This window comes from Micromonospora maritima (assembly GCF_902825405.1).
Classification (GTDB): domain Bacteria; phylum Actinomycetota; class Actinomycetes; order Mycobacteriales; family Micromonosporaceae; genus Micromonospora; species Micromonospora maritima.
Genome location: NZ_CADEAU010000153.1, coordinates 1 through 11,207, shown reverse-complemented (window position 1 = coordinate 11,207; position 11,207 = coordinate 1). Strand labels below are relative to the sequence as shown.

At 72.0% G+C, this 11,207-nt stretch carries 10 protein-coding genes; 7 read left to right on the top strand and 3 right to left on the bottom strand.

Going from position 1 to position 11,207, the window contains the following annotated elements; translation table 11 throughout:
- Positions 1 to 162: 162 nt before the first annotated feature.
- Both HUW36_RS15855 and HUW36_RS15850 read left to right on the top strand, forming a co-directional pair.
- Positions 163 to 729: an adenine phosphoribosyltransferase gene (locus HUW36_RS15855; protein ID WP_091583745.1), complete on the top strand. Its 567-nt coding sequence runs from the start codon at positions 163 to 165 to the stop codon at positions 727 to 729.
- A 253-nt stretch (positions 730 to 982) separates the two neighbouring features.
- Positions 983 to 3,421, top strand: a complete 2,439-nt coding sequence (locus HUW36_RS15850; protein WP_174528881.1) for a RelA/SpoT family protein — start codon at positions 983 to 985, stop codon at positions 3,419 to 3,421.
- 72 nt (positions 3,422 to 3,493) lie between these two features.
- Here HUW36_RS15850 and HUW36_RS15845 read toward each other — a convergent pair whose 3' ends face one another.
- Together HUW36_RS15845 and HUW36_RS15840 are read right to left on the bottom strand one after the other, a co-directional pair.
- A complete protein-coding gene (locus HUW36_RS15845) occupies positions 3,494 to 4,330 on the bottom strand; it encodes a peptidylprolyl isomerase (RefSeq protein ID WP_174528880.1) in 837 nt (278 codons plus the stop codon).
- Between the two features lie 74 nt (positions 4,331 to 4,404).
- On the bottom strand, positions 4,405 to 5,274 hold the full coding sequence (locus HUW36_RS15840) for a peptidylprolyl isomerase (protein ID WP_174528879.1): 870 nt from the start codon (positions 5,272 to 5,274) through the stop codon (positions 4,405 to 4,407).
- 259 nt (positions 5,275 to 5,533) lie between these two features.
- On the opposite strand from HUW36_RS15840, the gene HUW36_RS15835 reads away from it, so the two are divergent.
- From HUW36_RS15835 to HUW36_RS15825, 3 genes are read left to right on the top strand one after another with little or no spacing between them, the layout of a single operon-like run.
- The gene (locus HUW36_RS15835; protein ID WP_174528878.1) at positions 5,534 to 6,253 is read left to right on the top strand and encodes an MBL fold metallo-hydrolase; all 720 of its coding nucleotides are present in this window, start codon (positions 5,534 to 5,536) and stop codon (positions 6,251 to 6,253) included.
- A gap of 41 nt (positions 6,254 to 6,294) precedes the next feature.
- On the top strand, positions 6,295 to 7,635 hold the full coding sequence (gene hisS, locus HUW36_RS15830; protein WP_174528877.1) for a histidine--tRNA ligase: 1,341 nt from the start codon (positions 6,295 to 6,297) through the stop codon (positions 7,633 to 7,635).
- Between the two features lie 51 nt (positions 7,636 to 7,686).
- Complete coding sequence (locus tag HUW36_RS15825; RefSeq protein WP_174528876.1) at positions 7,687 to 8,622, top strand: acyl-ACP desaturase; 936 nt, start codon at positions 7,687 to 7,689, stop codon at positions 8,620 to 8,622.
- 130 nt (positions 8,623 to 8,752) lie between these two features.
- Here the strand turns inward: HUW36_RS15825 and HUW36_RS15820 are convergent, their stop codons facing one another.
- Positions 8,753 to 9,262, bottom strand: a complete 510-nt coding sequence (locus HUW36_RS15820) for a PaaI family thioesterase (protein ID WP_174528875.1) — start codon at positions 9,260 to 9,262, stop codon at positions 8,753 to 8,755.
- Between the two features lie 55 nt (positions 9,263 to 9,317).
- Between HUW36_RS15820 and HUW36_RS15815 the strand changes: the two genes are divergently transcribed.
- On the top strand, positions 9,318 to 9,791 hold the full coding sequence (locus HUW36_RS15815; RefSeq protein WP_174528874.1) for a winged helix-turn-helix transcriptional regulator: 474 nt from the start codon (positions 9,318 to 9,320) through the stop codon (positions 9,789 to 9,791).
- 211 nt (positions 9,792 to 10,002) lie between these two features.
- The gene (locus HUW36_RS15810; RefSeq protein WP_174528873.1) at positions 10,003 to 11,049 is read left to right on the top strand and encodes a S1 family peptidase; all 1,047 of its coding nucleotides are present in this window, start codon (positions 10,003 to 10,005) and stop codon (positions 11,047 to 11,049) included.
- Positions 11,050 to 11,207: the final 158 nt, after the last annotated feature.

Below are 11,207 nucleotides of genomic sequence, written 5' to 3'. Positions count from 1 at the left end.
CCCAGCGGCGCCCGGGGCGGCCGCCCCGCCGGCGGCGGGGGCAACCGGCCCGGCGGCGCCAAGCGTCGCTGACCCGGACCGTACCGACCGGACGGCGTCCGTCATGCTGTTGTCACGGCATGACGGACGCCGTCGTCGTTTCGAGAGGACATGGGACGCACCGTGACGGAGACCCACACCGCAGGCGTACGGGGAGACAGCGGCCCGGAGGTCGCCCAGCTGGTCGCGAGCCGGCTGCTCGACGTGCCGGACTTCCCCAAGCCGGGGGTCATGTTCAAGGACCTGATGCCGCTCTTCGCCGACGGCGTCGCGTTCCGGGAGGTGATCGACGGGATCATCGCCTACCACGGGCCGGACTCGTTCGACACCGTCGCCGGGATCGAGGCGCGCGGGTTCGTGTTGGCGGCGGCCGTCGCGTACGCCACCGGGGTCGGTGTGGTGCCGGTGCGCAAGGCCGGCAAGCTGCCCCGGGCCACGCACTCCGCCTCCTACGCGCTGGAGTACGGCGAGGCGACGCTTGAGGTGCACCAGGACGCGTTCACCGCCGGGCACCGGGTGCTGGTGCTCGACGACGTGCTCGCCACCGGCGGCACCGCCGAGGCCACCCTCGACCTGGTGGAGCGGGCCGGCGGCACGGTCTCCGGCTTCACCGTCCTGCTGGAGCTGGGTTTCCTCAAGGGTCGGGAACGGCTCGCCCCGCGTCCGGTCCATGCCCTGTTGACCGTTTGACCCGCCGGGCCGGTCGGCGCCACCGGCTCGGACCGTCCGGCGGAGCGGCGGCGTACCCTCCGTACGGGTAGCATTGCCCTTTGCCTGACCGGGCGGGCGACCGTCCGGGGCGGCGAGCCGCCGGGGCCCGGCCCCGGTGACCGGCGCGGAACAACACCGACCCCCGGGTCGGTTGAACCAGACGTCGGCCGGACGGCCGACGCATCCCCGGCGAGCGGTGAGGAGGCCGGTGTCCCACGATGTCGTCCCTCCGGTGGAGGGCACGGTGCACCCGACAGGCGACGCGGACGGCTCGGTGACCGAGCGCAGTGGCAACCCGCCGGCCCGGGTGACCGGCGCCACCGGGAGCACGCCCGAGGCGACGGCCGACGGCGGCGCGGTCGTGGTGCCGTTCCCGACCGACGACCCCTCCACCAGCGGCGGGTTCGCCCTCTCCAACGCGCCGACCGGCCGTCGGGTACGCGCCCGGCTGGCCCGGTTCAACGCGCCCTGGCAGACCTCGCAGGTCAGCGAGGTGCTGGAGCCGCTGATCTCCACCCACCGGGAGAACCATCCCAAGGCCGACGCCCGGTTGTTGCAGCGCGCCTTCGACACGGCCGCGCGCTGGCACTCGGGTCAGTACCGCAAGTCCGGCGACCCGTACATCACCCACCCGCTCGCCGTGGCGACCATCCTGGCCAACCTGGGCATGGACACCACGACGCTCGTCGCGGCGCTGCTGCACGACACGATCGAGGACACCGAATACACGCTCGACGCGATGCGGGCCGACTTCGGTGGTGAGGTCGCGCTGCTCGTCGACGGCGTCACCAAGCTCGACAAGGTCAAGCTGGGCGACGCGGCCAAGGCCGAGACGATCCGCAAGATGGTCGTGGCCATGGCGAAGGACCCGCGGGTCCTGGTGATCAAGCTGGCCGACCGGCTGCACAACATGCGGACGCTGACCTTCCTGCCCCGCCCCAAGCAGGAGCAGAAGGCCAAGGAGACGCTGGAGATCCTGGCCCCGCTGGCGCACCGCCTCGGTATGAACACGATCAAGTGGGAGCTGGAGGATCTCGCCTTCGGCACGTTGTTCCCGAAGCGGTTCGAGGAGATCAACCGGCTGATCGGGGAGCACCAGCCGCAGCGCGAGGCGCTGCTGCGTCAGGTGACCCAGAAGGTGTCGACCGACCTGAAGGCCGCCAAGATCAAGGCGGAGACGACCGGGCGGCCGAAACACCTCTACTCGATCTACCAGAAGATGATCGTGCGGGGGCGCGACTTCAACGACATCTACGACCTGGTCGGTGTGCGGATCCTGGTCGACACGGTGCGCGACTGCTACGCGGCGCTGGGGGTCATCCACGCCAACTGGCAGCCGGTGCCGGGCCGGTTCAAGGACTACATCGCGATGCCCAAGTTCAACATGTACCAGTCGTTGCACACGACGGTGATCGGGCCCACCGGCAAGCCGGTGGAGATGCAGATCCGCACGTACGCGATGCACCGGACCGCCGAGTTCGGCATCGCCGCGCACTGGAAGTACAAGGAGCACAAGGGCACCCCGGTGGTGGGCCCGCCGGCGCACATCGACGAGATGACCTGGCTGCGGCAGCTGCTGGACTGGCAGCGCGAGGCGGCGGACCCGAGCGAGTTCCTGGACGCGCTGCGGTTCGACCTGTCCAGCCAGGAGGTGTACGTCTTCACCCCCAAGGGCGACGTCATCCCGCTGCCGACCGGGTCGACGCCTGTGGACTTCGCGTACGCGGTGCACACCGAGGTCGGGCACAAGTGCATCGGCGCGCGGGTCAACGGCAAGCTGGTGCCGCTGGAGTCGACGCTGTCCAACGGCGACGTGATCGAGATCTTCACGTCGAAGTCCGACACGGCCGGCCCGACGCAGGACTGGCTCGGCTTCGTCAAGAGCCCGCGCGCGCGGACGAAGATCCGCCAGTACTTCAACAAGGAGCGGCGCGAGGAGGCGATCGAGGCCGGCAAGGACGCGATCGTCAAGGCGATGCGCAAGCAGGGCATGCCGTTGCAGCGGATGCTCACCTCGGACGCGCTGATGGCGATCGCCCGGGACCTGCACCTGGCCGACGTGGCCTCGCTCTACGCGGCGGTCGGCGACAGCCAGGTCTCCGCGCAGTCGGTGGTGCAGAAGCTGATGGCCTCCTACGGCGGCGAGGAGGGCGCGGCGGAGGACATCGCCGAGACCGCCGTCGCCACCCGGCCGCCGCGCAGCCGGCAGAGCAGCGCCGACCCGGGCGTGGTGGTCCGGGGCGTCAGCGACGTCTGGATCAAGCTGGCGCGGTGCTGCACGCCGGTCCCGCCGGACTCGGTGTTCGGCTTCGTCACCCGCTCCGGCGGGGTCAGCGTGCACCGCGACGACTGCGCCAACGCCGAGGACCTGCGGGCCCAGCCCGAGCGGGTGGTCGAGGTGAGCTGGAAGCTCACCTCCGCCTCCACGTTCCTGGTCGCCATCCAGGTGGAGGCGCTGGACCGGCACAAGCTGCTGGCCGACGTCACCCGGGTGCTCTCCGAGGAGCGGGTGAACATCCTGTCCGCCACCGTGACCACCACCCGGGACCGGGTGGCGGTGAGCCGGTTCAGCTTCGAGATGGCCGACCCGAAGCACCTCGGGCACCTGCTCGCCGCGGTGCGCAAGGTCGACGGCGTGTTCGACGCGTACCGGGTCACCTCGGGGGCCTGAGCCGCCCACCCCGCACGCGGAAGCGCCCGCCGGCTGATCCAGCCGGCGGGCGCTTCGTCGTCGTGCGGGTGCTCAGCCCTGGATCGGGCTCAGGCTCACCTTGGTCATGACGATCTCCTTCTTCGGGTGACCGCCGCCGGCCTGCTTGGCGAACGCGCCGTCGTCGCCGGCCGCCGCGACCTGCTTCACCACGTCCATCCCGCCGGTGATCGTGCCCAGGACGGTGTAGTTCGGGTCGAGCTGTGAGTCGCCGTAGACGATGAAGAACTGGCTGCCGGTGCTGCCCGGCTGGCTGGAGTTGGCCATCGCGATCACGCCCTCCGGGTACGGCGGGCGCTTGTCGGTGGGCAGGTTCTCCTCGGCCAGGTTGTAGCTCGGCCCGCCGGTGCCGTCGGTGTCCCGCCAGCCCTTGCCGGTCGCGCTCGGGTCGCCGCACTGGAGCACCTGGATGCCCTGGGTGACCAGCCGGTGGCACTTGGTGTTGTCGAAGAAGCCCTTGCTGGCCAGGTGGGTGAAGCTGCCGGCGGTGCAGGGCACCTTGCTGCGGTCCAGCTTGGCGGTGATCGGGCCCAGGTTGGTGTCGATCGTCATCGTCTGGGTGCCCTTGGCGGCCTGCTCCGCGGGCGGCAGCCCGACGTCCTTGATCTGCGCCGGGCGGCCCTCCTTCGGCACCTCGGTGTAGGCGCACTGGACGAAGCCGGCGGCGGTGCCGCCCTTCTTGTCGTCGTCGTCGCCGCCGAGCGAGGTGGCGAGCCAGACGGTGCCGGCCACGACGAGCACCAGCACGGCCGCGGCGCCGACGATCGCCTGCGTCTGCCGGCGCTTGCGGGCCTTGCCGGCCCGCTCGGCCATCTCCCGCTCGAGCCGGGCCCGCGCCGCCGCGCGCTGGCGGTCTCTCGTGGACGTCACGGTCTCTCCTCACCTGCTGGACATCGGGGGGACGGCGTCGCGCGCCGTCGAGTCATGGGTGGATCAGTGTCGGCTCAGCCGGCGCTGGGGCTGCTCGCCGGCGCGCTGGACGCGGCCGGCGCGGCGTTCGGGTCGCTGACGGTGAGGCTCTGGATCACCACGTCCGTCTTCGGCTTGACCTTGGCGCCGCCGCCATTGTCCACGGTCGGGAGCGCGCCGATCTTCTCCACCACGTCGAGGCCGGCGGTGACCCTGCCGACCACGCTGTATTCCGGCTTGGCCGGGTTGAAGTCCTTGAAGAAGATCAGGAACTGACTGCCGTTGGTGCCGGGCGGGTTGCCGATCATCGCCACCGTGCCCTTCGGGTACGCGGGCGTCTGCTCCGGCGCCGGCGAGGCCGACGGGCTGGGCTCCGGCGCGGAGGGGACGTTCTCGTCGTAGAACGAGTAGGTCGGACCGCCGATCCCGGTGCCGCTCGGGTCACCGCAGCGCAGCGCGCCCTCGGTGGTGATCTCGTGGCACTTGGTGTTGTCGTAGAACGACCGGCTCGCCAGGTGGGCGAGGCTCGCCGCCCCGCACGGGGCGTCGGCCAGGTCCAGGCCGACGGTGATCGGCCCACCCTGGTTGGTGGTGACCGTCATCGACCGCGTGCCCTCGGTGGGCAGGTCCTTGGTGGCGGGGGTGCCGACGTCCTTGAGGTTGGTGTTCGCGGCGCCGTCCTGCGGGGTCCAGAGGCAGACGTCCTCGGCGGTCGGCTTCTCCTTGTCCGAGTCGAACGCGCCGAGTGCCCACGCCGAGCCGGCCACGATCAGCGCGAGCACCACCGCGGCGCCGACGCCGGCCTGGATCTGCCGGCGACGCTTCGCGGTCGCGGCCCGCCGGGCGAGCTGCCGGTCGAGCTTGGCCCGCGCCAGTTTGCGCTGCCGGTCCCTGCTGGAAGCCACAGGTGCTCCCCTTCCTCTGCCTGATCGCCGCCGGCGTCGCCGACGCCGCCCGCCGTTCCGGTCGGGGTGCGCCACGCCACACGCCCGCCAGAGTGTACGGGTAGCGACTGTGAATGTGGTGTACGAGGTCCCGCCTGCGCTTATCGGACGTTGTCACTGGGACCGTTGGGGCAGGCGGGACCGGTGGCCCGGGAAACCCGCTCGGCGGTGCGACTAGGCTGGCGAGCGAGGACGACGACCGGACGGAGAGGGGACGGACGTGCTCGTGGCCGGCTTTCCCGCGGACGCCTTCGGCACCAACTGCTACGTGGTGGCGACCGCTCCGGGGGAGCAGTGCGTGGTGGTCGACCCCGGCATCGGGGTGCTCGACCGGCTCGACGACGTGCTCGCCGAGCACCGCCTGCACCCGGCCGCCGTGCTGCTCACCCACGGGCACCTGGACCACACCTTCTCGGTCGCGCCGGTCTGCGGGGCGCGCGGCATCGCCGCCTACGTCCACCCGGAGGACCGGGAGCTGCTGGCCGACCCGTCCAAGGCCCTCTCGATGGATCTCACGGCGCTCTTCGGCGGCCGCCTGCCCTACGCCGAGCCCGACGACGTGGCCGAGCTGACCGACGGCGCGACCCTGTCGCTGGCCGGGTTGGAGATCACCGTCGACCACGCCCCCGGCCATACCGGCGGGTCGGTGCTGTTCCGGATGCCCGGCGCCGGCTCGTCCTGGGAGGCCGACGAGATCTGCCTCTCCGGTGACGTGCTCTTCGCCGGCTCGATCGGCCGCACCGACCTGCCGGGCGGCAGCATGCCCCGCATGCTGACCAGCCTCCGGGAGAAGGTCCTTCCGTTGGCCGACGACACCGTCGTCCTGCCCGGCCACGGCCCCGCGACCACCATCGGCCGCGAGCGCGCGACCAACCCCTACCTCGTCGAGGTGGCGGGCACCGGCGGCGCGCGCCCGGCCTCGCCCACCCGAGGCCTCTAGTCCCGCACCCGCGCCCGGCGCGGGTCCTCAAGGAGTTCGTCATGAGCAAGCCCACGCCCATCTCCGGCTTCCCCGAGTGGACGCCGGGGCAGCGGATGGTCGAGCAGTTCGTCCTCGATCGCATCCGCACCACGTTCGAGTTGTACGGTTTCGCGCCGCTGGAGACCCGCTCGGTCGAACCGCTGGATCAGTTGCTGCGGAAGGGGGACACCTCGAAGGAGGTCTACCTGCTGCGCCGGTTGCAGGCCGACGCCGACGGCCCGGCCGGCGACGACGCGCTCGGCCTGCACTTCGACCTGACCGTGCCGTTCGCCCGCTACGTGCTGGAGAACGCCGGCAAGCTCCCGTTCCCGTTCCGCCGCTACCAGATCCAGAAGGTGTGGCGGGGTGAGCGCCCGCAGGAGGGCCGCTACCGGGAGTTCCTCCAGGCCGACATCGACATCGTCGACCGGGACACGCTGCCGGCGCACTACGAGGCCGAGATGCCGCTGGTCATCGGTGACGCGCTGCGGTCGCTGCCCATCCCGCCGGTGCGGATCCAGGTGAACAACCGCAAGATCTGCGAGGGCTTCTACCGCGGCATCGGGCTGACCGACCCGGAGGCGGCGCTGCGCGCGGTGGACAAGCTCGACAAGCTCGGCCCGGCGGCGGTGGCCGAGTTGCTGGCCGAGACCGCCGGGGCGAGCGAGGCGCAGGCCAAGGCGTGCCTGGCGCTGGCCGAGATCTCCGCGCCGGACGCCTCGTTCGCCGACGCGGTGCGCGCCCTCGGGGTGAGCGACCCGCTGCTCGACGAGGGCATCGCGGAACTGACCGCCGTGGTGGACACCGCCGCCGCGCACGCGCCCGGCCTCTGCGTGGCCGACCTGCGCATCGCCCGCGGCTTGGACTACTACACCGGCACGGTCTACGAGACGCAGATGATCGGCTACGAGCGGTTCGGCTCGATCTGCTCCGGCGGTCGCTACGACAACCTGGCCAGCTCGGGAAACGTGCGGTTCCCCGGGGTGGGCATCTCGATCGGGGTGACCCGGCTGCTGGGCCTGCTGTTCGGCGCGGAGGCGCTGTCGGTGTCCCGGTCGGTGCCGACGTGCGTGCTGGTCGCGGTCACCGCCGAGGAGGACCGGGCGGCCAGCGACGCGGTCGCGGCGGCGCTGCGGTCGCGCGGTGTGCCGACCGAGGTGTCGCCGTCCGCGGCGAAGTTCGGCAAGCAGATCCGGTACGCCGAGCGGCGCGGCATCCCGTACGTCTGGTTCCCCGGCGCGGAGGGCGACGAGGTGAAGGACATCCGCTCGGGGGAGCAGGTGGCCGCGGCGGCGGGCGAGTGGACGCCGCCCCGGGAGGACCTGAAGCCGCTGGTCGGCCCGGCCGGCACTGGCGCCTGACGACGTTTGGACCTACGGTGGCGTAAGTTACGCCACCGTAGGGAGAACGTCGTGTCCGTGCTCAGCCAGACCGCTCTGCTCACCGAACTCGAACCGGTCGTGGAGAAGAACCTCGACCGGCACCTGTCGCTGGCCAAGGAGTGGTTCCCGCACGAGTACGTGCCGTGGAGCGACGGGCGCACCTTCGACGGCCCGCTCGGCGGCGAGCCCTGGTCGGAGAGCGACTCGACGATTCCCGAGGTGGCCCGCACCGCGCTGATCGTCAACCTGCTCACCGAGGACAACCTGCCCTCGTACCACCACGAGATCGCCACGCTCTTCGGCCGCGACGGCGCCTGGGGCACGTGGGTGCACCGGTGGACCGCCGAGGAGGGGCGACACGGCACCGCCATCCGGGACTACCTCACGGTGACCCGGGCGGTGGACCCGGTGGCGCTGGAGCGGGCGCGGATGGTGCACATGTCCGCCGGCTACCGCAACACCCACGACGACGAGGTGCTGCACTCGCTGGCGTACGTGTCGTTCCAGGAACTCGCGACCCGCATCTCGCACCGCAACACCGGCCGGGCCACCGGGGACCCCGCCTGCGAGGCGCTGCTGGCCCGGGTGGCGGCGGACGAGAACCTGCACATGGTCTTCTACCGCAACCTGCTCGGCGCCGCGTTCGAGCTGGCGCCGAGCCAGGCCATGCGGGCGGTGGCCGACGTGCTCGCCGACTTCCAGATGCCCGGCGTGGGGATCGACGGCTTCGCCCGCAAGTCGGTGGCGATCGCCCTGGCCGGCATCTACGACCTGCGGCAGCACCGGGACGAGGTGGTGGTGCCGGTGCTGCGTCAGTGGAACCTGTTCGAGGTGACCGGCCTGGACGCCGACGGCGAGACCGCCCGTGACCAGATCGCCGCCCACCTGGACACCCTGGAGACCCAGGCGTCCCGCTTCGAGGACCGCCGAGCCACCCGAGCCGCCCGCCGCCCCACCCCCGCCTGACCCGACCCCACCCCACCCCACCCTCACCCCCGCGATCTTGCAGTTGCTGCCCGGGCAGAAGCGGTGGATCGGACGTTCCGCAGGCCCAAAGTGCAAGATCGCGGGGCAGGGGGCGGGGCAGGGGTGGGGGTCAGGCGGGCTCGTCGAGGGGGAAGAGGAGGCAGGTGGAGGTGGCGTGGGCCACCAGGCGGTCGGCGGGGTCGGTGAGGCGGGCCTCGGCGAGGGCGGTGCGGCGGCCGCGTTGCAGCACGGTGCCCTCACAGCGCAAGGTGCCGCTGTCCACGGTGACCGGGCGGAGGAACTTCACGTTGAGGTCCAGCGACGTGTAGCCGACGCCGGCCGGCAGGGTGGTGTGCACGGCGCAGCCCGCGGCGGTGTCCAGCAGAGTGGAGAGGACGCCGCCGTGCACGGTGCCGAGCGGGTTGTAGTGGAACTCCTGGGGCAGCAGCTCGACCGTCACGCGCCCCTCGTCGGCCTCCATCCGGGCCATGTCGATCAGGTGCATGACCGGCGGCCCGGCCAGCTCGCCGGCGATCATCGCGCGCAGCAGTTCCAGGCCGCTGCGCCGGCCGACGTGGGCGGCCCCGGCGACCGGGTCGGACCAGGTGAACGTGCGGCTGCGCTCCTGCGTCTGTGTCATGGACCCAGCCTCGCAGCGCTTGCTGAGTCTGTCAATCAGACCTAGCCTGGTCGGCATGAGACCCGCGGCACTGGACTGGTCGGTGGAGAACTGCACCATCGCGCGCGCCATGGAGATCCTCGGCGAGCGGTGGACGCTCGTCGTGCTCCGCGAGGTCTTCAACGGCGTGCGGCGCTTCGACGACATGCGGGTGCGCACCGGCATCCCGCGCCAGGTGCTGACCAATCGGCTGTCGATGCTCGTGGAGCGGGGAGTGCTGCGCCGGGAGCCGTACCGGGAGCCGGGCAGCCGGCCGCGCCAGGAGTACCGGCTCACCGAGATGGGGCTGGACCTGTGGCCGGTGCTGGTCGCGGTCCTCGGGTGGGGCGACCGCTACCTCGCCGACCCGGAGGGCTCGCCGCTGAGCGTGGCGCACCGGGACTGCGGCGCCGAGGTCCGGGTCGCGTTGCGCTGTGCCGACGGGCACGACGTGGCCGAGCCGCGCGACGTGCTGCCCCGACCCGGCCCGGGGGCCCGCCGTCGCGCCTGACCGCCCTGAGCGGCTCTGACACTCCATGTCGATGTTGTTGCCACGGCGTTACATCGGAGCCGGGTGCGAATCCGGGCAAACGCATGTCTTGCTTACGATCTTAAATATGTGAATACTTTGGTCAGCCCGGACGGTTTCCCCAGGTCGCCCGGGTTGTCCTCGGGCGCTTCCCCATGACAGCGCCCGTTCACCCCCATTCGGAGGTTGTTACATGCGACCCACGAGGTCCACGCTCCGTCGCGCCGCCGCCGTCGCCGTGGCCGGCACCCTGGTCACCGGTTCGCTGCTCGGCGCCCCCGCCCAGGCGGCCCCCTCACCCCTCTCGCCGGACGCCGCCGCTACCCTCGTCGCCAAGCTCGGTGACCGCGCCGCCGGCGCCTACGCCGACGCCCGCGGCACGATGGTCGTCACGGTGACCGACGCCGCCGCCGCCCGCCAGGTGCACGCCGCCGGCGCCACGCCGAAGCTGGTCACCCGCGGTGCCAAGCAGCTCAGGGCCGCCACCAACGAGCTGGAGCGCTCCGCCAAGATTCCGGGCACCGCCTGGTGGACCGACGCGGCGACCAACCAGGTCGTCGTCTCCGTCGACAGCACCGTCACCGGCGCCAAGCTGGAGCGGGTCAAGGCCGCCGCCGCCCGCACCGGCGGCGCGGTCCGGATCGAGGCCGAGGCCGGCACGCTCACCACCCGCATCTCCGGCGGCCAGGCCATCTACACCGGTGGCTACCGCTGTTCGCTCGGCTTCAACGTGCGCAGCGGCTCCACCTACTACTTCCTCACCGCCGGTCACTGCACCAACCTCGGCTCGACCTGGTACTCGAACTCCGGCCAGACGTCCGTGCTCGGCACCCGGGCCGGCACCAGTTTCCCGGGCAACGACTACGGCATCGTCCGGCACAGCAACTCGGCCAACGCGACCGGCAACGTCTACCTCTACAACGGCAGCTACCAGGACATCACCTCGGCCGGCAACGCGTACGTGGGTCAGTCGGTCCGTCGCTCCGGCAGCACCACCGGCCTGCGCAGTGGCAGTGTCTCGGCCACCAACGCGACGGTCAACTACGCCGAGGGCAGCGTCTCCGGGCTGATCCGCACCAACGTCTGCGCCGAGGGTGGCGACAGCGGCGGCTCGCTGTTCGCCGGCAGCACCGCGCTCGGCCTCACCTCCGGTGGCAGCGGCAACTGCCGCACCGGTGGCACCACCTACTTCCAGCCGGTCACCGAGCCGCTCAGCGTCTACGGCGTGAGCGTCTTCTGATCGAGACCCCACGGACGGGCCGCCGGGCGACCGGCGGCCCGTTCCGCGTACCCGATCGGGTCACGGGCGCGGGTCAACCACCCGCGCCCGGCCCGGGCGCGGCGGACGTCGCGGCAGCCCGGTGCCGGTGGGCCCGGCGGGCCGACAGGATCGCGGCC

Bases quoted from the DNA above. Each gene is read 5' to 3' on its own strand.
- hisS (WP_174528877.1), top strand. From the start codon at position 6,295: ATGAGCAAGCCCACGCCCATCTCCGGCTTCCCCGAGTGGACGCCGGGG.
- HUW36_RS15820 (WP_174528875.1), bottom strand. From the start codon at position 9,262: ATGACACAGACGCAGGAGCGCAGCCGCACGTTCACCTGGTCCGACCCG.
- HUW36_RS15815 (WP_174528874.1), top strand. From the start codon at position 9,318: ATGAGACCCGCGGCACTGGACTGGTCGGTGGAGAACTGCACCATCGCG.
- HUW36_RS15810 (WP_174528873.1), top strand. From the start codon at position 10,003: ATGCGACCCACGAGGTCCACGCTCCGTCGCGCCGCCGCCGTCGCCGTG.